The following is a 20,993-nucleotide window of genomic DNA, read 5'->3' on the forward strand; positions in this document are numbered from 1 at the left end:
TTATAGAACTCCAGCTTTTTTCATGTCTGCACGGAGATCCTCGAGTTCCTGCTCGTTGGGAGCAACAATCGGAAGTCGGGGTTCTCCTACGTTGATGCCCTGCAGTTGCAGAGCAGCCTTGGCCATGCTGACACCACCCAGGCGACCCTGGGCAGCTATCAGCGGGGATAGTGTGGCGTTGATTTCCCGCGCGCGGGCGAGGTCGCCTTCCTCGAAGCTTGTGTACAGCTCACGCAGAGCGTTAGGGGCTGCATGACCGATGACGGAAATGAAGCCGGAGCCGCCCATCGCCAACCACGGGAGATTGAGTGGGTCATCTCCTGAATACCAGGCAAGCCCGGTCTCCTGAATCAGAGCCGCCGCTGCGACGAGATCACCCTTCGCATCCTTCATTGCACGGATGGTGGGCAATTCGCTTAGACGTCTGATGGTATCAGACTCAATGGGAATGCCTGAACGACCAGGGATGTCATAGAGACAGATCGGCAGATCCGTTGCGTGGGCGATTTCCGAGAAATGACGGAACAACCCCTCCTGACTCGGTTTCGAGTAATAGGGGGTGACCACCAGAAGGCCGTCTGCGCCTGCCTCCGCGGAGGCCTGTGCCAATTCAATCGATGAACGGGTGTCATTCGTTCCGGAGCCCGCGATGAGCTTGGCGCGGTCCCCCACTTCTTCGCGAACGGCCTTGAGCAGTTCAAGTTTTTCAGCGGTGGTTGTGGTCGGGGATTCACCGGTGGTGCCCGCCAGGATCAGGGAATCCACTCCGTTATCCACCAGATGGGCTGCAACGCGACGCCCAGTGGCTAGATCAAGATCGCCGGATTCAGTGAACGGAGTAACCATGGCCACTCCGACCGTGCCGAAGTGCTCAACTTCGGTCTTCGCTGCTAAACCTGTGCTCATGGACACCAAGGTTACCTTCTTCCCTTACTCTGGGGTTTACCAACCCCTCGATTTTCCATCAAGTCTTAAAAATTGTTCTGACGCCCCTATCCCACGGGGCCAATTCCGGCCAGGATACAGCCTGTATTACAGCGCATCCTACCGTTCCGCACATGCCAGACGTGGCTGTACGGGATCCACCGGCATGTTCTTTCGATCAGAAATGTGGAAACATAGAACATCCAACCTGCCGTCCTGGAAAGGAAGGAGAATCAGCCCATGTCAGAAGCTCTGAGCTGGTTCCTGTGGAATTTCGCCACGTGGATCACCCTGGGTGTGTTTGGTGGCTTCGCCACCGGGGATATTCTGGACCCGGATTACCTGGCTATGTTATCCAGTGCCTGGGGAAACATGTCCAGCAACCCCTACCCACCGAGCCAGTAACCCACCCATGATGGTCCAAGCGCCCTGCACTGGATCACGATTAACTGGGGCTTCGATCAGAAGTCAGCCACGTAGGGGCTGGTGGCCATCTCGGTGCCGTCGGCGAGCTTTTCAATCTCAAAATCCCCGAACGCCGTGGGTGCCTGGACCCGGAGAAGTTTGAGGCATTCCACAGCAACGTTGCGGATCTCCACGTCGGCGTGTTCACTGGCCCGCATCCCGAAGAAGTGGCGCCAGGACCGGAAGTTGCCTGTGACCACAATCCGGGATTCTGTGGCATTGGGCAGAACCGACCGCGCCGCCTGCCGGGCCTGTTTCTTGCGCAGCAGGGCGTTCGGCTCGCCTTCCAGTTTTTCCTCCAACGCGGCGAGTAGTTCATTGTAAATGAACCTGTTCTCATCCATTGAGCGGAGAAAAAGCGAGCGTAGCTCCGGATCATCATTGATCACTCCGGGGATGATGACCTCCTGTTCCCCCTCATGCACAAAACGCTGGGAGAGCTGGGAGAAGGAGAAATGCCGGTGCCTGACCAACTCATGGGTGGCTGATCGTGAGATGCCCCGGAGATACATGGTCGCGCTGGCATGTTCCAAAAGGGCGGTGTGGCCGACCTCCATGATGTGGCGGAGATAGGCCGCGTTGGTGGCTGTCCGGGGATTAGGTTTGTCAAAGGTCTCATAACAGGCACGCCCCGCGAACTCAATGAGCGCCTCGGCTCCCGTCGCATCGGTGTCCCAGTCCACGGATGTGGGTGGGGTGAATGCTGTGCATGCAATCAGTTCAACCTTCAGTTCAACCGGTTCTGCCACGCGTTCTCGGCTCCTTCACTCAAAACAGGGATTATGTCGATCTGACTCCGGGGAGGGATCTCTTAGAGATCCAGGTAGTGCTCCAACCCGATGGTCAGACCCGGGTGCTGCGCGATGTTGCGCACGCCCACCAGGACGCCCGGTGCAAAGGAATTACGGTCATAGGAGTCCTGCTTGATGGTCAGGGTCTGGCCCTGGGTGCCGAAGATGACGGCTTCATGTGCGACCATGCCGGTCATGCGTACCGCGTGAACGGGGATGCCGTCAACGCTGGCGCCGCGGGATCCGTCAAGTGCCTGTTCGGTGGCGTCCGGCTGCTCATCCATGCCGGCCTCTCGACGTGCATCGGCGATGCCCTGCGCGGTGTGGATGGCGGTTCCCGACGGTGCATCGAGCTTGTTCGGGTGATGCAGTTCAATCACTTCGGCGGATTCGAAGAATTTGGCCGCCTGCTTGGCGAACACCATGGTCAGTACTGCGGAGATGGCAAAGTTGGGGGCGATGAGAACACCCACGCCGTCATTGTCTTCACACCAGGTGCGCACCTGGTTCAGACGGTCCTCATCAAAACCGGTGGTACCCACCACGGCGGAGATCCCATTGTTGATGCAGAAGTCCAGGTTGCCCATGACAGCATTAGGCGTGGTGAAATCGACGACCACCTGCGCACCGGCATCCACGAGGACGGACAAGTCATCATCGTGATCAACCTCTGCCACAAGCTCCAGATCATCGGTCTCGTTGACTGCTGCCACAATCGTCTGACCAACCCGGCCCTTAGCGCCCAGGACACCAACCTTGATTGCCATGAAAACTCCTTCTTGTTGTGTGGTTAACCTCCACCAGTCTAGACACTGGCTGTTCGCACGCTGGTGCGTGCCACCTCCTTGAAGGCTTGTCGACGCCCCACCGGCGCCCCAGTGTCCCCCGGCGTACAACGATTCACGCACGGTTTCCTACCGGCACTGTTCAAAATTATTCACCCGGCTTAAAGTTTATATATGAAAGCGATATCCACGTCCCTAGCTTTGGTCGCCACCGCTGCGCTGTTCACCATGACTGGATGTACGGACAACGGCGATGCCAGTGGCACCACCACGGTCACCGCGCCCACCACCGCTGCTTCTCCGGGCCCCGGCACCGCCATCACGGGTACCAACGGTGAAACAACCACCGTTACGGCGTCGCAGACGTCGGGGACGGGCGTCGATAAGCCTGATCCAACCGTGCCAGTCACCCAGCCGCTCGGCAGCCCGGGCCTGGGGCGCACGATGCAGCCGCCGGAGGGTGCCTATGATCTGACGGTGATGGATGTCCGCATGGCCGAGCATGAAGCGTTCACGCGCGTGGTTTTTGATTTCCACGGGACCGGAATGCCTGGTTGGTGGGCGGGTTACACCGCCGAGGCAACGCAGCAGGCCTCGGGTCTCCCCGTGTACGTTTCCGGTGATTCCTTCCTGGAGGTCAGTCTGGACGGCATCGCACTGCCACCCGATGCCGAGGTCCAGGGTGTGAACATGGGTTCCTTCGGTGGTGCGGGGATCGTGGATGAAGTGGTCCTGACCACCATCTTTGAGGCCCGAGCGCAGTTCTACATAGGTGTCTCGGATCATCCGCGTGAATATTCGATAACACTGCTGCAGGAGCCGACCAGAGTGGTGGTTGACCTGGTGCACTAGGAAAACAACAAGGGCGGCCCCTCAAGGAGAAGTTCCTTGAGGGGCCGCCGTTGTTGCTGGGGTGAGGAGGGTTCTAGTCTTCCTCAACCACCGGGACGAGGGAGATCTTGCCGCGGTTGTCAATATCGGCGATCTCCACCTGGAGCTTCTGTCCGACGCTGACCACGTCCTCGACCTTCTCCACGCGCTTGCCGTTGCCGAGCTTGGAGATGTGAATCAGACCATCACGGCCCGGCAGCAGGGAGACGAAGGCGCCGAAGGCGGTGGTCTTGACCACGGTGCCCAGGAAACGCTCGCCGACCTTAGGCAGCTGTGGGTTGGCCAGTGCGTTGATCTTCTCGATCGCAGCTTCTGCAGCCTCACCGCTGGATGCGGAGATGAACACGGTGCCGTCATCTTCAATGGAGATGTTCGCGCCGGTCTCCTCGGTCAGGGCGTTGATGTTCTTGCCCTTCGGCCCGATCAGCTCGCCGATCTTGGAGACCGGGATCTGCACGGTGGTGATGCGTGGTGCGAACTGGCTCATCTCATCCGGGCTGTCGATGACCTCAGCCATGGTCTCAAGAATGGCCAGACGGGCATCGCGTGCCTGCTCCAGAGCATCGGTGAGAACCTGGGTGGGAATGCCATCGAGCTTGGTGTCCAGCTGCAGGGCGGTGATGAACTCGGAGGTACCAGCGACCTTGAAGTCCATATCGCCGAAGGCATCCTCAGCACCGAGGATATCGGTCAGTGCCACGTACTTGGTCTTGCCATCAACCTCATCAGAAACAAGACCCATGGCGATACCGGCAACCGGTGCCTTCAATGGCACACCTGCGTTGTACAGGGACAGAGTGGATGCACAGACGGAACCCATGGAGGTGGAACCGTTGGAGCTTAGTGCCTCAGAGACCTGACGGATGGCATAAGGGAACTCTTCGCGGGACGGGATCACCGGCAACACTGCGCGTTCTGCGAGGGCACCATGGCCGATTTCGCGGCGCTTCGGGGATCCGACGCGGCCGGTCTCACCGGTGGAGTACGGCGGGAAGTTGTAGTGGTGCATGTAGCGCTTGGAATCAACCGGCGCCAGGGAATCGATCTGCTGCTCCATCTTGAGCATGTCCAGGGTGGTGACACCCATGATCTGGGTCTCTCCACGCTCGAACAGGGAGGAACCGTGTGCCCGCGGGATCAGTTCGACCTCAACACCCAGGTCACGGATGTCGGAGACTCCACGGCCGTCGATGCGGAAACCCTCGGTGAGGATCTTGGTGCGCACGATCTTCTTCATCAGGGAGTTGTACGCTGCACGGATCTCCTTCGATGCCGCGGAAGTGGAATCATAAGAATCCTTGAACTGGCCAAGCAGCTGTGTCTCAACCTGTTCCATGTGCGCGTTGGTGGCATCCTCGCGCTCGTGCTTGCCCTTGATGGTGAGCAGCTCAGCGAGTTTGGTGGACGCCTTCTTCTCCACTGCTGCATAAACATCATCAGCGTACGGTGGGAACACAGGCAGCTGCTTGGGCTCCTTGGCCACACGCTGTGCCAGTCCCTCCTGTGCACGGCACAGGATGTCGATGAATGGCTTGGCTGCCTCGAGGCCCTCCGCGACGATCTTCTCGGTCGGTGCCGGAGCGCCGTCCTTGACACGCTCAACAACGGTGTCGGAGGCGCCTGCCTCCACCATCATCACAGCGACATCGGAGAAGGTCTTGTTTCCACGCTTGCGGTCAACCAGGCGACCGGCGACAACCAGCTCGAAGACGGACTGCTTCTGCTGCTCCACGGTGGGGAATGCCACCCACTGGCCGTCCTTGTGCTTCTCATCGGTGATCAGTGCCATGCGGACACCGCCGACGGCACCGGAAACCGGCAGACCCGAGATGCGGGTGGCTGCGGATGCACCGTTGATGGCCACGACATCATAGCTGTCCTGTGGGTTGATGGACATGACCGTGACCACGATCTGGACATCATTGCGCAGACCCTTGGCAAAGGTAGGACGCAGCGGGCGGTCGATCAGACGGCAGGCGAGGATCGCTTCGGTGGAGGGGCGTCCCTCACGGCGGAAGAATGATCCGGGGATACGGCCTGCGGCGTACATGCGTTCTTCAACATCCACGGTGAGTGGGAAGAAGTCAAAGCCCTCGCGTGGCTGGTTTGATGCGGTGGTGGTGGCCAGCAGCATCGTTTCATCATCAAGGTAAGTGGTTACTGCACCGTCTGCCTGGCGGGCCAGCTGGCCGGTCTCGAAACGGATGGTGCGGGTTCCGAAGTCACCATTATCAATGGTTGCAATGGCTTCAATAACGCCATAGTCGGTGTCTTCGAAATACTTAACTTCGCTCATATGCGAGTTGTTCTCCTCATTTTCAGTGCTTCCGGTGATCATCGGTGTCACCGTTAATGCTGTCTTCATACAACGTTTAAAAACTCTACCAGCTCAACACCGATTCCCCCAGTACTATTTTTCAGCAACTGACCGGGGTACTGACCGCGAGCTGACAATGCCGGTATGGCATGAAGAAACCACCCCACATCCCCCGGCCGGATGACCGAGGGGATGTGGGGTGGTTGCAGGTACGTCGCACGATCACCGTCTCATCCTCAGATGAGGAACGGTGATGCGCTCACCGTGAAATTAGCGACGCAGGCCGAGGCGTGCGATCAGGTCACGGTAGCGGGTGACGTTGTTGTCTGCCAGGTACTTCAGCATGCTGCGACGACGACCAACGAGCAGCAGCAGACCACGACGGGAGTGGTGGTCGTGCTTGTGGAACTTCAGGTGCTCGGTGAGGGTGTTGATGCGATTGGTCAGCATCGCGATCTGTGCCTCTGGGGAGCCGGTGTCGGTCTCGTGCAGACCGTACTCGGCAAGGATGGACTTCTTCTGCTCGGACGTAAGAGCCATGGAATTCTCCTAGTTATTTCAGTCCACATGAAAAGTTTTCACCATGCACCCAGGAAGTGGGCACACACTGTACTTTCTGTAACTGCTGCGGACCACAGTCACAAAACCATCGGTCAGCTTAGCACCAGCAGGTTACCCGACCCAAATGACTGGCCTTTATGTTCCTACTGCCCCGCGGCCACACGTCCAACGCGGGTCATGAACTCAGCAAGGAAACGCTCCACATCAACAGCCACCGCTGCACGGGCGGTACGCACCGGATCATTGAGTCGGAGTTCATCACCGATGGTGCGTCCGCGGGTTTCGCCGTCCACATCCACCTTGAGGTTGATGGGCAGCAGGGTCACCAGGCTCGGATCCACGGCCACACCAACGGCCAACGGGTCATGCAGTCCGCAGCCACCCAGGTGCGGGGCGGTGGTGTCATAGGCCTTGATGTAGTAGTCGGTCATGTCAGCCAACGCGATGGCCGCCGGGGTGCCCAGTGCGCGCCACTGGGCGGTGTGCTGCCTGGTCAACAGCGTCTGGAGGGTCACGTCCAGGCCGATCATCGTGACATCGGATGCCGCATGGAAGAGATCATTGGCGGCATCGGGGTCCTGGTTGATGTTGGCTTCCGCCCAGGGGCTGACATTGCCCGGAACGGTGAGGGCACCACCCATGATGACGATGTGGGCGTTCTCTGCGAAAGCCTGATCCTTGGCGGCGGCGGCAGCCAGGTTGGTCATGGGGCCGGTGGCGATGATGACCAGATCATCACCATGTTCGCGGACGGATTCAATGAGGAAATCAACCGCACCCGGGCGTGCCTCTGCCGCGGCCTTGGCCAGGGCGACTTCACCGATGCCGTTCTGTCCGTGGATGAACGCGGAGATCTCCAGGACCTCGAAACCGTCCTTGGTCTGGGCGTGTGGCTCCCCGAGGTAGACCGGGACCTCCGGGGCTCCGAAGAGCTCCAGGAGGGCGAGGTCGTTGGCGGCTCCGTTTTCCATCAGGACATTGCCGTAGGTACAGGTCACGCCGATGACCTCAAGCTCCGGGGATCCCAGGGCGTACGCCAGTGCGAGGGCATCATCGATGCCGGTGTCCAGATCCAGGATGGCTTTCTTGGTCATGGTGAGCATGCCTTTCCGTCAGTGTTCAGCGGTCTCTCAACCAACCATCTTAAGGCCCGCGTCGCGGGCCTTAATCAGCCGGGGTGGCCGCGTCGTCGAAAAGCTCACTGTCTTTTTCCAGAATCTCCCGGGTCCGGCTCACATCATTGGCCATCGCCTCCATGAGCTCATCAATGCCGTTGAACTTGACCATGGGGCGCAGGTGATCAACAAACTCCACCATCACGTGATGCCCGTAGAGGTCAGCTTCGCGGTCGAGGACGAAAGCCTCGACACTGCGGCGGTTATCGCCGAAGGTGGGGTTGGTGCCCACGGATACTGCGGTGGGATAACGGACACCGGGAATCATGTCGCCGTCGATGTCACGGGAGATCTCCTGGTCGATCTTGCGGTCATCGGTGATGGTGAACCAGCCGGCGTACACACCGTCAGCGGGCAACGCCACGGATTCCGGCAGGTAGAGGTTGGCCGTGGGGTACCCGAGCTCCTTGCCACCGCGCCCGGCACCGCGCACGACCTCGCCACGCACGGAATACCGTCGCCCGAGGGCCCAGTTGGCGCGCGCAACCTCACCTGTGGTGAGGAACTTCCGCACCAGGGTGGAGCAGATGCACACGTCATCATCGTGCAGCAACGGCATGATGGTCACATCCACGCCGTGCTCCCTGCCCAGCTCACGCATGGTGGCCTCGGTGCCGTCGCCGTTGGTGCCAAAGGTGAAGTTCTCCCCCACCACGATCGCCCTGGCGTGCAACGTCTCCACCAGCAGGGATGTGAAGTACTCCGCCGGGGACACTCCTGCGAGTTCGCGGGTGAAATCAATGATCAGCGCGGCGTCCACCCCCTCCGCCTCGGCGAGGGTGATGCGGTAATCCAACGGCGCCAGGCGCGTGGGCTGACGGCCTGGGAGAAACACCGAGATCGGATGTGGGTCGAAGGTGACCATCACGCAGGGCACACCCAGTTCACGGGCCTGCCGGGAAGCCTCGTTCATGAGTGTCTGATGCCCACGGTGTACACCGTCGAATACGCCGATCGTGACAACCGCACCCGTCAGGTCGGCTGGGACTTCTGTTAAACCACGCCAAATATCCACGGCTACAGGTTACGGCATAGACTTCCCAATCATGAATGATCCCGTCAAGAATTCAGGCCTCGTGGTGGTGGACAAGCCCGCCGGCATGACATCCCATGATGTGGTGTCCAAACTCCGTCGAGCGTTTTCCACACGCAAGGTGGGCCACGCCGGCACCCTCGACCCCATGGCCACCGGCGTGCTGGTGGTCGGCATCGAGCGCGGCACCCGCTTCCTCGCACACCTGGTGGCCACCACCAAGGCGTATGACGCCACCATCCGACTCGGAGCGGCGACCACCACCGATGACCGCGAGGGCGAGGTTATCTCCACGGCGGACGCTTCAGAGCTTATCGACGAAAAGATCACCGCCGCAGTAGTCGACCTCACCGGTGACATCATGCAGAAACCCGCCAGTGTGTCAGCCATCAAGATCGACGGTAAACGGGCGCACGAACGGGTCCGCGAGGGCGAGACCGTGGATATCCCGGCACGCCCGGTGACGGTGAGTGTGTTCGATGTGCTGGATCGTCGCCGTGAGGGCGGGTTCGTGGATCTTGATGTGCGCGTGCACTGCTCCTCTGGAACCTATATCCGTTCCCTGGCCCGTGACCTGGGCGCGGCCCTGGGTGTGGGTGGGCATCTGACCGCGCTGCGACGCACCGAGGTCGGCCCCTTCACCCTGGACGATGCCATTCCACTCGCTGATCTGCAGGACAATGCCCGCCTGTCGCTCAACCTGGATGAGGCACTCTCGCGGTCCTATCCCGTCCTTCACATCACCGAGGAGGAGGGCGAGGCACTGTCCATGGGTAAGTGGCTGGAGCCACGTGGCCTGACAGGTGTCCACGCCGCCGTCACTCCTTCGGGGCAGGCGATCGCCCTGATCGAGGAAAAGGGAAAACGCCTGGCAACCGTGTTCGTAGCGCGTCCCAATACCCTCTGACCGGACTGCTTCAGGTAACTGCGGTGGCCGCGATGACATAACCGTCCCGCAACACCCATTTGCCTGAAATGAACGGCACCGGTGTTGGCCGCACCAACAGGTAGGAGACGAAGGTGCCGTCATCGCGGAGATCGATCTCAGCCTGTTCGAAACCCAACCAGCGGTGTGTCAGCGGGAACCATGCCTTGTAGGTGGCTTCCTTCGCACAGAACAACAGCCGGTCAGCGCAATGGACCCCGTTGGCCTCCAGCCGCGCCAGTTGAGGCATCTCCCCCACCCGCGCGATGGAACCCAGGACATCCCTGGGTAGTGGTTCCGCAGGTTCAGCGTCCAGGCCCATGGACCGCACGAGCAGACGGGGAGCCACCACAGCTGCCCGGAAACCGTCAGTGTGGGTCAGGGACCCAGACACCGACGACGGCCACAATGGCATCCCGCGCTCACCGCGCAGTATCGGATCACCGCTGTCCCGGCCGAGTTCACGCAATGCCTGGTGCGCGCACCAACGGGCATCGCCGAATTCCGCCTTGCGGATATCCACCGAATGAGCCACCAAGGCCTTCTCCAGTGGATGCAGCTTGTGGAAATTATCCAGGTTGGTGCCTTTATCCTCGGTTCTGAGGAAGGAGAACTTAGCGGAACTGGGGAACAGGGAGTCATCCAGCATGATCCACCTCCATCACCGGGTAGGGCCACACATGGCCTGTCCCCCACTGTTCCCATTCCCTCGGATAACCCAGGGACACCTCGATGTGTTTGACACCGTTGATCTTCTGCACCCCCGGAATATGCAGGTGCCCGTACACCACCGCCTGGGCGTTGTACCGCTCAGCCCATCCCCGGGTATGCCTGGTTCCGCACCACAATGCCAGTTCCTGCCACCTCATCTGCTGGGTGGGTTCCACCACCAGCGGCCAGTGGTTGATGAGGATGGTCGGGCCGTTGATCTTGGACAGACGTTTGATCGAATAGGCCAACCGGTCCCAGCACCAGGCACGGATATCCACGAAGGGGGCGATGGAAAACTCATCGGTCATCATGACCTGTCTGTCACGGGCAGCCTGCACCGCCTGTTCCACAGTGAACCCGGGACGGCGGAAGGAATAGTCATAGAGCGTGAACAACGGGACGATGGTGACTCCGCCGAAGGTTAAGTAGGGATCCTCAGGGGTCAGCACATCAATCCTGCGGCACCCCTCCACCAACTCGGTGTATTTGTCCCTGCCCTGATAACGATCCTGGGACCGGGAGAACAACTCATGGTTTCCCGGAACCCAAATGACCTTGGCAAACCGCTTGCGGAGCCGGGCCAGAACAGACAACACCAGCTCGGTGCGTTCGGCTACATCTCCGGCGACAATCAACCAGTCCGAGGGGTCCCTCGGCTGGATGTTCTCTATGGGATCTGCGTTGGCCTTCACCGCCGCATGGAGGTCTGCGACCGCCCAGAGCGTTGTGGTCACGTCCACCTCTACCTTCCGTCAGTCCTCCGGTGTCAACACCGGCCCTCGGTCTAGTTGTGACAGTTTACGCGAAGACGTTCACAGTCCGTGGCGGAACACCCATCAGGATACCGTGGCGCCTGCCCGGGCCCAGCGCATGGAGCTGAACCGCCACACCACCGCAAACAAACGGATAGCGATGAAAGCCAGGAGGCCCAACCAGACCCCTGTGAGACCACCGTCGAGCAGGTAGGAGATCCACACCCCCGGCAGGAAACCGAGAAGCACCGCCAGGATGGAGGCATTACGCAAAAAGACCGCGTCCGACGCCCCCAGCAGCACTCCGTCGATGGCGAAGACCACCCCACCGAGAATGATCATCACTATCATGACCCACCAGGGATCAGCGATCGCCTCCAGAACAACCTCATCCCGGGTGAAGATCCTGGGGATCACCTGGTACAGCGCGGCGAAGAACAATCCCAGGCCGCCGGCGAACACCATGGAATAGATGATCACCCGGTTGCCCACCTTGCGGGCGAGTTGTGCAGACCCTGCGCCCAGAGCTGCCCCGGTCAGGGTCTGGGCGGCGATCGCCAGGGAGTCCAGAACCAGGGTGATGAAATTCCACAGCTGCAACATCACCTGGTGGGCAGCCAGCGATGCGGTTCCGAACCGTGCCGCGACCGCCGCTGCAGACAGGAACGCCACCTGGAAACTCAGCGACCTCATGATCAGGTCCCGCCCCAGAGATAACTGTCGCCGGATAATGCTCCACCGGGGTCGCCAGGGACCCTTGTGGTATTTGGCCAGGGCGAGGAGGAACAAAGCAGCCGTGATGCCCTCCGCGATCACATTGGCATAGGCAGATCCCACCAGGCCGTAGCGGTTGACCATCACGGGAATGAGAATGGCGCCGGGCACCACACCCGCCAGTGTGAAGTACAGGGGCAATCTGGTGTTCTGAATTCCACGCAGCCACCCGTTGCCCGCCATGATGATGAGCACGAGTGGCACGGCGAGGGCTGCCGCGCGCAACCATTCCGCGGCGGCATCCGCCACCTCCCGGTTTCCGGAAAGCCACAACGTGAACCACGGTGCAAAAATGATCATGGTCAGAGCAATCCCGGTCCCGACAAACACCGCGACCCAGGTGGCCTGCACCCCCTCGGCTATGGCCCCACGGCGATCCCCCGCTCCGAAGAGCCTGGAAGACCGCGCTGTGGTGCCGTAGGACAGAAAGGTGAGTTGGGTGGTGACCTGGGATTGGATGGTGACAGCGGCACCGAGCGCAGCAAGCTCAAAACCACCCAGACGGCCGACCACGGCGGTATCGAGAAGCAGATACAGGGGCATCGCAGCCAGCACACCGAGGGCGGGCAGCGCCAGGGCGAAGATCTGCCGGGCGGTGACCTGGCTCAAATCCCTGCGGTCTGCCTCGTGGGACTCCGCTTCGGAGCTGGCCTTCCTCGGTATGAGGGGGTCGGACGACATGGGTGGGACTCCGCCGCCCTAGTTGCTGACCACGGAGGAGCAGTTGAGGGTTTCCCCGAGCTCCACCGCGGCGGTGATGAGGGTGTCCAGTGCTTCGAGCTCGGTGCCACGGGCGGTATAACCGGCGGCTGGAACATGTCCGCCCCCGCCGAGGTGGACCGCAAGGGATCCCACACTCAACTTGGATGATCTGAGCGAAACGGTGAACACTCCCGGTTCATACTCCTTGAACACCGCGCCGAAGTCAGCCCCGTCCACCGCACGGACGGTCTCGATGAGTCCCTCCACCGCAGCCTTGGAGTGACCGTTGATGGTCGCGTGGTCCGCCACCAACACCGCTAACCGGTAGGGCCCGGCGCTGTGCGTCTCGATCTTGGACATGATCTGACCAACCAGGCGGAGATCCTCCAGGGAGGTCTTATCAATCAGTTCCGCAGAGATCTGACGGATATCAAGACCGAACTCCATGAGCTCCTTGGCCATGATGTGCATCTCTGGACGTCCCCACCGGAAACACCCGGTGTCGGTGAGGAGACCGGCATAAAGACCATGTGCGATGGATTGGGTAGTGCGCACACCCAGGTGCTCCAACCAGGCGAACAGGATCGTGGTGGTGGATTCAGCCTCGGTATCAATAAGATTGACCCGGCCAAAACCCGGGTTCGTGGCATGGTGATCTACCACGATGGTGGAGGAACGCCTGGACACGATCGTGTCCTCGAAGTCGCCGGTTCGTTCCTGCGAACCACAGTCAACGACGATGATCAGGTCAGAATCCGGCAGATCAGAGGAGAAGATGATGTCAGCGGCACCGGGAATGGACAACAGATTGGCAGGCATGGACTCAACCTGCCCGATGAAACCCTGCGCCGTCTTCCCCAACTGCCTCAGAGCCTCCACGGTGGCACTGATGCTTCCGATGGCATCGGCATCAGGTCGCAGGTGCCCCACCACGTTGATGGTGTGAGCTGCCGACACCAATTCCGATGCTGCACGGAATTCAGGATGTGATGTCACTGGCGTTATGCCTCATCCTCTTTAACTGAATCCGTGCGGTACGGATTAGGGTCTCCAGCTGGCACTGCATTCTCTTTCAGCTTGGCCAGTTCAGCATCGCGCTGACGTGCCCGCTCGAGGAGAGCCTCCATGTGTGCCGATGCCTCCGGAACGGTGTCCACGCGGTAGCTCAGGGTCGGGGTGAAGCGGACACCGAGCTGCTCACCGACGATCTTGCGGAGCTGGCCACGGGCGCGGTGGAGTGCTTCTGCTGCGGCATCCACGTCCGGTTCATCGCCGACGTTTTCACCACGGACGGTGTAGAAGATGGTGGCGTCGTGGAGGTCACCGGTCATGGTGACATCGGTGACGGTGATGAACTCAAGACGACGGTCCTTGATCTCGCGCTCAATTGCGCTGGCCACGATGGTCTGAATGCGCTTTGCCATCCGTGCCGCGCGTGCGTTGTCCGCCATGTAGGACCACTCCCTCTTTAAACTACAGTTGTACTGATTCTCCGAAGATTCTACCCTGTCAAGCTTCGGTTTTTGTATCCAGCCACGGAAAACACCCGTTTCGTGCCGATCTCCACAGTATCCCGCCACCACCAGCTCACGATCGTGTCGATCAAGCGGCGTGATGAGGGGAAAGACCAAAGTCCGCTTCCCTCCGGTGGTGTACCGGAGGGAAGCGGACTTTAAGGGTTTACACGAAGGATTTACGCTTCGCGTGGAACCTCGACCATTTCGAAGACCTCGATCTTATCGCCGACTGCGATGTCCGGGTAGGACAGAACCATACCGCACTCGTAGCCTGCTGAGACCTCGGTGGCATCGTCCTTCTCGCGACGCAGGGAGACGATCTTTGCGTTCGGAGCGACCACGTTGCCATCGCGAATGATGCGGGCGGTCGCATTGCGGCGCACCTTGCCCTCTTCCACCATGCAACCTGCGATGAGGCCGACGGCAGAAGCCTTGAAGATCGCACGGATCTCGGCCTTACCAACTTCGCGCTCTTCGTAGATCGGCTTGAGCATGCCCTTGAGAGCAGCCTCCACCTCTTCGATGGCGCGGTAGATGATGGTGTAGTAACGAACATCCACACCTTCAGTGTTGGCTTCCTCTGTGGCCTTACCTTCAGCACGGACGTTGAAGGCAATGATCACAGCGTCAGACGCAGCCGCAAGGGTGACGTTGGTCTGGGTCACAGCACCCACGCCACGGTCGATGATGTTGAGCTCAACTTCATCTTCCATCTCGATCTTGAGCAGCGCTTCTTCAAGAGCTTCCACGGAACCTGCGTTGTCACCCTTGAGGATGAGGTTGAGGACCGAGGTTTCCTTGAGTACCGAATCCAGATCCTCGAGGGAGACGCGCTTGCGGGAACGCGCAGCCATGGCATTGCGCTTACGGGCGTTACGCTGGTTTGCGATCTGGCGTGCCAGACGGTCATCCTCGACAACAAGGAGGTTGTCGCCGGCACCGGGAACTCCATTGAGGCCCTGGACCTGAACCGGACGGGATGGTCCGGCCTCGTCGACATCGCGACCGTACTCATCAACCATGCGACGAACACGTCCGTATGCGTCACCGGCAACGATGGAGTCACCGACGCGGAGGGTACCGCGCTGGACAATGACGGTGGCAACTGGGCCACGGCCACGGTCAAGGTGGGCTTCAATAGCAACACCCTGTGCATCCATATCCGGGTTGGCAACGAGATCCAGCTCGGCATCTGCAGTCAGGCAGACTGAAGCCAGCAGCTCGTCGATGTTGAGACCCTGCTTCGCAGAGATATCAACGAAGATGGTGTCTCCACCGTATTCTTCGGGAACCAGACCGTATTCGGTCAGCTGTCCACGGATCTTGTCCGGGGATGCCTCTGGCTTATCGATCTTGTTCACTGCGACCACGATCGGAACGTCTGCCGCCTTGGCGTGGTTGATGGCTTCCACGGTCTGAGGCATGACTCCGTCATCGGCTGCGACGACGAGGACGGCGATGTCTGTGGACTTGGCACCACGGGCACGCATGGCGGTGAACGCCTCGTGGCCCGGGGTATCCAGGAACGTGATGGTGCGCTCGGCACCCTCGACATCAACCTTGACCTGGTATGCACCGATGCCCTGGGTGATGCCGCCGGCTTCGTCGGAACCGACGTTGGCCTTACGGATCGTATCCAGGAGTCGGGTCTTACCGTGGTCAACGTGACCCATGACGGTGACCACGGGAGGACGCTTAGCCAGATCGTCTTCGCCACCGGCGTCAGCACCGAACTGCAGATCAAAGCTCTGGAGGAGCTCGCGATCTTCATCCTCAGGGGAGACGACCTCAACCTTGAAGTTCATCTCATCACCGAGCAGCATCAGGGTTTCATCAGAGACCGATGCGGTTGCGGTGACCATTTCACCCAGGTTGAACAGTGCCTGAACCAATGCTGATGCATCGGCGCCGACCTTATCGGCGAAATCAGACAGGGACGCGCCACGGGCGAGACGCAGGGTCTGGCCACGGCCATCCGGCAGACGAACGCCACCAATGACGTTCGGAGCCTGCATTGATTCGTACTCATTACGCTTCTGACGCTTGGACTTGCGCCCACGACGTGGTGCGCCACCCGGGCGTCCGAATGCACCTGCGGTGCCTCCGCGACGTCCGCCGCGACCTGCGCCGCCGCCACCGCCACCTGGACGGTTGAAGCCACCTGCGCCGCCACCTGGTCCACCCTGGCCACCGCCACGGCCACCCTTACCGGGTGCCTTAGCTGGCATCTGACCTGGGGTCGGAGGCATCATCGCTGGTGATGGACGACGTCCGCCACCCTGACGCTCCTGGGATGCTCCACCCTGAGCGTTGCCACCCTGTGGGCGAGGACCGCCGGCACCTGGTCCGGGGCGCTGACCTGGACGGCCACCCTGACGCTCCTGGCCATCACGCTGTCCACCCTGTGGGCGAGGACCGCCACCGGGGCGAGGTCCACCACCCTGTGGGCGTGGGCCGCCACCGGGGCGAGGTCCGCCGCCACCCGGACGGGGTGCCGGGCGGTCTCCTCCACCAGTGGAGAACGGGTTGTTTGCCACACGTGGTGCACGTGCGCCCGGCTTCGGGCCAGGCTTTGCCATCGGACGCGGCATGGCGTTCGGGCGTGGCGCTTCGCCACCTGGCTTAACAGCAGACTTCTCCTCAGTGGCCTTCTTGGCAGCGTCGCCCGGAGTAGGACCGGAGAATGCTGGTGTGGCCGGCTTAGGAGCCGCAGGCTTTGCGGGAGCAGGCTTTGCGGGAGTTGGCTTTGCTGCAGCGGCTGGGGTTGGGGCAGGCGCGACAGGCTTGGTTGGGGCAGGCTTCGCAGCGGCTGCACCCGGCTTAGGTGTGGCTACAGCATCCGGCGTTGGGGCTGGAGCTGCTGGCTTCGCAGCGGCTGCACCCGGCTTAGGAGCAGGCGCACCTGGCTTAGCTGCTGGCTTAGCCGGGGCCGGCTTGTTATCGGTGGCGGGCTTGACCGCACCGGATGCTTCAAAATGTTCCTGCATCTTCTTCACCACGGGGGGTTCAATGGTGGATGATGCGGTTTTAACGAACTCGCCCTGCTCTTTGAGCGTGGTGAGTAGTTCCTTGCTGGTAATACCGAGCTTCTTTGCGAGCTCGTGTACACGTAGCTTTCCGGGCACTTTTCTCCTCTAGTTTTCCGCCAGAGGTCAAAGGCCCAAAAACGGGACCCGTGAACTCTAGCAGTGATTATTGACGTTCATCGCTGATGCTTCATCGTGTGCTCATCAGTGTTCGGTCTTCCTTACAATGTTGGGTCCGGTGGCATTGTCCACCAGGTACGTGCGTACGTGACCTGTATCCACCACGGTGGACACCCTCAGCGCTCTGCCAAAGGCACGACGCTGTTCAGCAAGCTCCAATGCGGCGATGGTGGGGGTCAGCCATGCTCCCCTGCCCTGCATCCGACGCTTCGGATCAGGAAGGATCACACCGGGTTGTCCCGGATGTTGAACTACACGGAGGAGATCGACATCTTTCATCTGCCTCTTCGTGGCAACACAGGTACGGATCCGGATTGATTTCTTCACAGCATTCGCCTCAGCAACAGGTGCACTTACGTCTCTGACGTCGTCCACACCGGTATCGGGGGCCAGCTGCATTCAATCCCTTTCTCATACTTTGACTACCGTCTGTTCCGGTTTGATCGGAACAGAATCCACAGGCCGCACGTGGGCCTTTTCCAATATTACGCTATAAAGACCAAAAATTGGAACCTGTGACGGGATAAGTCACAGAATCCAATTTTCACCCCGCCTTAACCCTGGTTACATCGAGGTTATTTTCAGACGAAGTTCCGGGCGATTTAAGTGATGATTAATCCATATCGGAGTGGATATCGATCTTCCATCCGGTCAAGCGAGCGGCGAGGCGGGCATTCTGGCCCTCCTTGCCGATGGCCAGGGAAAGCTGGTAATCAGGAACAACGACGCGTGCGGTCTGCTGCTCGGCATCCACGATCTCCACCTTGACCACCTTTGACGGCGCCAATGCATTTCCGACGAAAGTGGCCGGGTCGTCGGAGTAGTCGATGATGTCGATCTTCTCCCCACCGAGCTCACGCATGATGTTGGACACACGCTGACCGCGAGGACCGATGCATGCGCCCTTCGCGTTAAGATTCTTCACCGTCGCCTGGACAGCAACCTTGGAACGGTGGCCGGCTTCACGGGAGATGGAGACGATCTCCACGGAACCATCAGCAACCTCAGGGATCTCCAACTCGAAGAGCTTCCGGACCAGTTCCGGGTGCGTGCGGGACAGGTTGACCTGAATACCCACGGGCCCCTTACCCACGCCAACGACATAACTCTTGACGCGGTCGCCGTGCTTGAGCTTTTCCCCCGGAATCTGCTCCGCGGGCAGCAGAATGCCGTCCTGACTGTCGGCCTCTGTACCAAGCTGGACCACGATGATTCCACGCTCGCTGGCGCGGGAGTCAGCCTGGACGATGCCGGACATGACCGTGCCTTCATAATCAGCGTAGGCAACGAATGCACGATCCGCTTCGGCTTCACGCAGGCGACGGACAATGGCCTCGCGGACTGCACGCGCGGAGATGCGCCCGAAGTTGGAGGGCGTATCATCGTATTCGGAAGTCATGACGCCATCAGCATCAAATTCTGTGACAATGACTGACACGGCGCCCGTGGCGGTATCAATGTCCACGCGGGCCCTGGAGTCCTCAGGTGTGTCAGTCTCCTGGTAATCCAGGTAGGAATGCAGCAGCGCATCGGCGATGGTACGGACCAGGTCCGCTACCCTGATTCCCTTTTCAGACTCGATGGCTTTCAGAGCCTGGACATCAATATTCACTTATCTTCCTCTCAAGCTTCCGTGGAACTAGTGGTTGTGTTCATCCACGGCTTCGTCAAATGTGAGACCCGTCAGGTCCAATTCATCCTGCGCAGGTTTCGCAAACTCAATTTCTACCACCGCCCGAGGGGAATTAGCCAATTCCATCACCGACACAGTGAGTTTCTTCTTGTCCCGTTCCACGAGCACGACGGCGGTTTCCTCGCCATTGAGTGCGCCGATGCGGGCAATACGCTTCGGATCGGACTCCCCCACGGCAACCAGGCGGCCACGGTTACGGCGCCAGTGGCGCGGTTCGGTCAGCGGGGTGTCCACGCCCGGCGTGGACACCTCGAGCAGGTAGCCCGCCCCGAAGTTGAGTTCACCGCGGGCCTCGGCGGCGTCGAAAAGCTCACCAGTCTCCTGGCTGACCAGCTCGAGCAGATCCAGATCCGGGCGGGAATCGGAATCAAGTTTAATGGCCACGGTTGACTTGGGGCCGGCTTTAGTGACGCGGATACCTTCCACATCCAGGTGGTGGGAAGCTGCCAGCGGGGTGATGAGCGCAGTGAGTTCTTCTACGGTGGGAAATGCCATACCCATCAGGATAGCCTGCACCCCCTCACGCGCCCGGACATCGGAGTGGTCTCCGGAGAGATCCGCCCCACCTATTAGACTTCACCGCATGCGCGCCTCCAAGCAGTTCACCATCATCGCCCTCGGGATGTTCACCATCGGCAGCCTCGCCGCATGCACCCCTTCACCAAAGCCCGATGAGGTGCTGGTGTCGATGCATCAGGACGCACTGTTTGATGCGCAGGCGCTGGCTCAGTCTGCTCCGGACGTCTCCGCACTACGTCAGGATCACGCCACAGAGATCAATGCGGAAATCCAGCGCCTGTGCGGGTTTACTGACGAAGGCGAGCTGCCCGAGTCGTGCACATTTGAGATTCCCACGATCGGTGCAGCCCCGGAAGGCAACCCTGATTACCGGATCGGGGACAGTCAGGTGCGGATCCTCAACAAGTTGACTGAAGTGCCAGAGGAGTCCATTCCGCTGATCACTGAGCACTATATTGAACAGGCGCGCCTGGGTCCGGTGGTTAGTGGCATCGATGTTCAAAACGGTGTCACGCTATCGGACGCAGACCTGGCAGCAGCACAGGACCTGCTGGCCGGAGAATATGCCGCGGCATGGGCCCTCGGTGTGGCGCTCCCCCATGTCTCCCCGGATCTGGCGACCGTCACCCAGGCCGCAATAGACCGTCACCGTGAGTATGCGGCCCTGCTCCGCACCACCATTGATCCCTTCGCCGAGACCTCCCCGTCCGAGCCCGGTTATGACCTTGACCATCTCACAGAGGCCGTTGACCCGGACTCCGCGGCGATCATGGTCACTGAAGTTCAGAGCCACTCCCTTGCCGAATGGCACCACGCAGCAGGTACCGCCACCGACCCTGGTTGGCGGTCTCTCGCCACCCAGATCGCCGGTGCCATCGCCAAAGATTCCGTTCCCTTCGACTGAGGTCCCTTCAACTGAGGCATCACGCAGTGCCGCTGACTGACACAGCCCCCGCGGTTGGCAGGCCCACACAGCACTAACAGGATGGAACACCTGGGCCATTCTGGACATCGGGAGCATCGTTTCCCTGCCAGATCCGGGCAGAGATAGGCAGAGATAGGCGGGGACGGCGGGGACGGGTTGGAGCAGCCATCGCAGTCAGTCGTGATGGCTGGTCACCACGGCACGCAAACGTTTCCGGGATGTACAGATAAATCTCTATGGATGTGCCCCACCTACGGGGGTAGAAATGATAACAAATCAGACAATGGATTCCTACCGGGAACGACAGTCAATTTCACAATTGCGCAG

The 20,993-nt window shown here is 60.3% G+C and carries 20 protein-coding genes; 4 read left to right on the forward strand and 16 right to left on the reverse strand.

Going from position 1 to position 20,993, the window contains the following annotated elements; all coding sequences use genetic code 11:
• Positions 1-906 (reverse strand): 4-hydroxy-tetrahydrodipicolinate synthase, encoded by a 906-nt coding sequence (gene dapA, locus CFAEC_RS08330; protein WP_290275900.1) that lies wholly within the window; start codon positions 904-906, stop codon positions 1-3.
• Positions 907-1,164: 258 nt separating this feature from the next.
• On the opposite strand from dapA, the gene CFAEC_RS08335 reads away from it, so the two are divergent.
• Complete coding sequence (locus CFAEC_RS08335; RefSeq protein ID WP_290275901.1) at positions 1,165-1,329, forward strand: hypothetical protein; 165 nt, start codon at positions 1,165-1,167, stop codon at positions 1,327-1,329.
• 56 nt (positions 1,330-1,385) lie between these two features.
• Here the strand turns inward: CFAEC_RS08335 and thyX are convergent, their stop codons facing one another.
• On the reverse strand, positions 1,386-2,138 hold the full coding sequence (gene thyX / locus CFAEC_RS08340) for an FAD-dependent thymidylate synthase (protein ID WP_290275903.1): 753 nt from the start codon (positions 2,136-2,138) through the stop codon (positions 1,386-1,388).
• A gap of 62 nt (positions 2,139-2,200) precedes the next feature.
• Positions 2,201-2,947: a 4-hydroxy-tetrahydrodipicolinate reductase gene (gene dapB, locus CFAEC_RS08345; RefSeq protein WP_290275904.1), complete on the reverse strand. Its 747-nt coding sequence runs from the start codon at positions 2,945-2,947 to the stop codon at positions 2,201-2,203.
• A 192-nt stretch (positions 2,948-3,139) separates the two neighbouring features.
• On the opposite strand from dapB, the gene CFAEC_RS08350 reads away from it, so the two are divergent.
• Positions 3,140-3,817, forward strand: a complete 678-nt coding sequence (locus CFAEC_RS08350) for an AMIN-like domain-containing (lipo)protein (RefSeq protein WP_290275906.1) — start codon at positions 3,140-3,142, stop codon at positions 3,815-3,817.
• 73 nt (positions 3,818-3,890) lie between these two features.
• Here CFAEC_RS08350 and CFAEC_RS08355 read toward each other — a convergent pair whose 3' ends face one another.
• The 4 genes from CFAEC_RS08355 to CFAEC_RS08370 all read right to left on the reverse strand — a co-directional run bounded on the left by CFAEC_RS08355 (position 3,891) and on the right by CFAEC_RS08370 (position 8,924).
• The gene (locus tag CFAEC_RS08355; RefSeq protein WP_290279851.1) at positions 3,891-6,152 is read right to left on the reverse strand and encodes a polyribonucleotide nucleotidyltransferase; all 2,262 of its coding nucleotides are present in this window, start codon (positions 6,150-6,152) and stop codon (positions 3,891-3,893) included.
• A 291-nt stretch (positions 6,153-6,443) separates the two neighbouring features.
• Positions 6,444-6,713 (reverse strand): 30S ribosomal protein S15, encoded by a 270-nt coding sequence (rpsO, locus tag CFAEC_RS08360; protein ID WP_290275908.1) that lies wholly within the window; start codon positions 6,711-6,713, stop codon positions 6,444-6,446.
• A gap of 164 nt (positions 6,714-6,877) precedes the next feature.
• On the reverse strand, positions 6,878-7,828 hold the full coding sequence (locus CFAEC_RS08365) for a nucleoside hydrolase (protein ID WP_290275910.1): 951 nt from the start codon (positions 7,826-7,828) through the stop codon (positions 6,878-6,880).
• 70 nt (positions 7,829-7,898) lie between these two features.
• A complete protein-coding gene (locus CFAEC_RS08370) occupies positions 7,899-8,924 on the reverse strand; it encodes a bifunctional riboflavin kinase/FAD synthetase (protein ID WP_290275911.1) in 1,026 nt (341 codons plus the stop codon).
• A 31-nt stretch (positions 8,925-8,955) separates the two neighbouring features.
• Between CFAEC_RS08370 and truB the strand changes: the two genes are divergently transcribed.
• Positions 8,956-9,849 carry a tRNA pseudouridine(55) synthase TruB gene (gene truB / locus CFAEC_RS08375; RefSeq protein WP_290275914.1) on the forward strand — a complete coding sequence of 298 codons (894 nt, stop codon included), beginning with the start codon at positions 8,956-8,958 and terminating at the stop codon, positions 9,847-9,849.
• A 10-nt stretch (positions 9,850-9,859) separates the two neighbouring features.
• Here the strand turns inward: truB and CFAEC_RS08380 are convergent, their stop codons facing one another.
• The 9 genes from CFAEC_RS08380 to rimP form a co-directional block, all read right to left on the reverse strand.
• Positions 9,860-10,516: a 4'-phosphopantetheinyl transferase family protein gene (locus tag CFAEC_RS08380; protein WP_290275916.1), complete on the reverse strand. Its 657-nt coding sequence runs from the start codon at positions 10,514-10,516 to the stop codon at positions 9,860-9,862.
• Entirely contained in the window at positions 10,506-11,312 is an 807-nt protein-coding gene (locus CFAEC_RS08385; protein ID WP_290275918.1) for a metallophosphoesterase family protein, read from the reverse strand. The genes CFAEC_RS08380 and CFAEC_RS08385 overlap by 11 nt, the downstream gene beginning before the upstream one ends.
• Positions 11,313-11,414: 102 nt before the next feature.
• Positions 11,415-12,785 (reverse strand): MATE family efflux transporter, encoded by a 1,371-nt coding sequence (locus CFAEC_RS08390; protein ID WP_290275919.1) that lies wholly within the window; start codon positions 12,783-12,785, stop codon positions 11,415-11,417.
• A gap of 18 nt (positions 12,786-12,803) precedes the next feature.
• Complete coding sequence (locus CFAEC_RS08395) at positions 12,804-13,802, reverse strand: DHH family phosphoesterase (protein ID WP_290275921.1); 999 nt, start codon at positions 13,800-13,802, stop codon at positions 12,804-12,806.
• A 5-nt stretch (positions 13,803-13,807) separates the two neighbouring features.
• Positions 13,808-14,257 carry a 30S ribosome-binding factor RbfA gene (gene rbfA, locus CFAEC_RS08400; protein WP_290275923.1) on the reverse strand — a complete coding sequence of 150 codons (450 nt, stop codon included), beginning with the start codon at positions 14,255-14,257 and terminating at the stop codon, positions 13,808-13,810.
• A 242-nt stretch (positions 14,258-14,499) separates the two neighbouring features.
• A complete protein-coding gene (infB, locus tag CFAEC_RS08405) occupies positions 14,500-17,448 on the reverse strand; it encodes a translation initiation factor IF-2 (protein ID WP_290275924.1) in 2,949 nt (982 codons plus the stop codon).
• A gap of 105 nt (positions 17,449-17,553) precedes the next feature.
• The gene (locus CFAEC_RS08410; protein WP_435384281.1) at positions 17,554-17,808 is read right to left on the reverse strand and encodes a YlxR family protein; all 255 of its coding nucleotides are present in this window, start codon (positions 17,806-17,808) and stop codon (positions 17,554-17,556) included.
• 334 nt (positions 17,809-18,142) lie between these two features.
• On the reverse strand, positions 18,143-19,141 hold the full coding sequence (gene nusA / locus CFAEC_RS08415; RefSeq protein ID WP_290275927.1) for a transcription termination factor NusA: 999 nt from the start codon (positions 19,139-19,141) through the stop codon (positions 18,143-18,145).
• Positions 19,142-19,168: 27 nt separating this feature from the next.
• Positions 19,169-19,717 (reverse strand): ribosome maturation factor RimP, encoded by a 549-nt coding sequence (rimP, locus tag CFAEC_RS08420; protein ID WP_290275928.1) that lies wholly within the window; start codon positions 19,715-19,717, stop codon positions 19,169-19,171.
• Between the two features lie 88 nt (positions 19,718-19,805).
• Between rimP and CFAEC_RS08425 the strand changes: the two genes are divergently transcribed.
• The gene (locus CFAEC_RS08425) at positions 19,806-20,645 is read left to right on the forward strand and encodes a DUF4439 domain-containing protein (RefSeq protein WP_290275929.1); all 840 of its coding nucleotides are present in this window, start codon (positions 19,806-19,808) and stop codon (positions 20,643-20,645) included.
• Positions 20,646-20,993: the final 348 nt, after the last annotated feature.

Origin of the sequence: Corynebacterium faecale (genome assembly GCF_030408735.1) — a bacterium.
GTDB lineage: Bacteria > Actinomycetota > Actinomycetes > Mycobacteriales > Mycobacteriaceae > Corynebacterium > Corynebacterium faecale.

Bases quoted from the DNA above. Each gene is read 5' to 3' on its own strand.
- dapA (WP_290275900.1), bottom strand. From the start codon at position 906: ATGAGCACAGGTTTAGCAGCGAAGACCGAAGTTGAGCACTTCGGCACG.
- CFAEC_RS08335 (WP_290275901.1), top strand. From the start codon at position 1,165: ATGTCAGAAGCTCTGAGCTGGTTCCTGTGGAATTTCGCCACGTGGATC.
- dapB (WP_290275904.1), bottom strand. From the start codon at position 2,947: ATGGCAATCAAGGTTGGTGTCCTGGGCGCTAAGGGCCGGGTTGGTCAG.
- CFAEC_RS08350 (WP_290275906.1), top strand. From the start codon at position 3,140: ATGAAAGCGATATCCACGTCCCTAGCTTTGGTCGCCACCGCTGCGCTG.
- CFAEC_RS08355 (WP_290279851.1), bottom strand. From the start codon at position 6,152: ATGAGCGAAGTTAAGTATTTCGAAGACACCGACTATGGCGTTATTGAA.
- rpsO (WP_290275908.1), bottom strand. From the start codon at position 6,713: ATGGCTCTTACGTCCGAGCAGAAGAAGTCCATCCTTGCCGAGTACGGT.
- CFAEC_RS08365 (WP_290275910.1), bottom strand. From the start codon at position 7,828: ATGACCAAGAAAGCCATCCTGGATCTGGACACCGGCATCGATGATGCC.
- truB (WP_290275914.1), top strand. From the start codon at position 8,956: ATGAATGATCCCGTCAAGAATTCAGGCCTCGTGGTGGTGGACAAGCCC.
- CFAEC_RS08380 (WP_290275916.1), bottom strand. From the start codon at position 10,516: ATGCTGGATGACTCCCTGTTCCCCAGTTCCGCTAAGTTCTCCTTCCTC.
- CFAEC_RS08390 (WP_290275919.1), bottom strand. From the start codon at position 12,785: ATGTCGTCCGACCCCCTCATACCGAGGAAGGCCAGCTCCGAAGCGGAG.
- rbfA (WP_290275923.1), bottom strand. From the start codon at position 14,257: ATGGCGGACAACGCACGCGCGGCACGGATGGCAAAGCGCATTCAGACC.
- CFAEC_RS08410 (WP_435384281.1), bottom strand. From the start codon at position 17,808: ATGAAAGATGTCGATCTCCTCCGTGTAGTTCAACATCCGGGACAACCC.
- rimP (WP_290275928.1), bottom strand. From the start codon at position 19,717: ATGGCATTTCCCACCGTAGAAGAACTCACTGCGCTCATCACCCCGCTG.
- CFAEC_RS08425 (WP_290275929.1), top strand. From the start codon at position 19,806: ATGCGCGCCTCCAAGCAGTTCACCATCATCGCCCTCGGGATGTTCACC.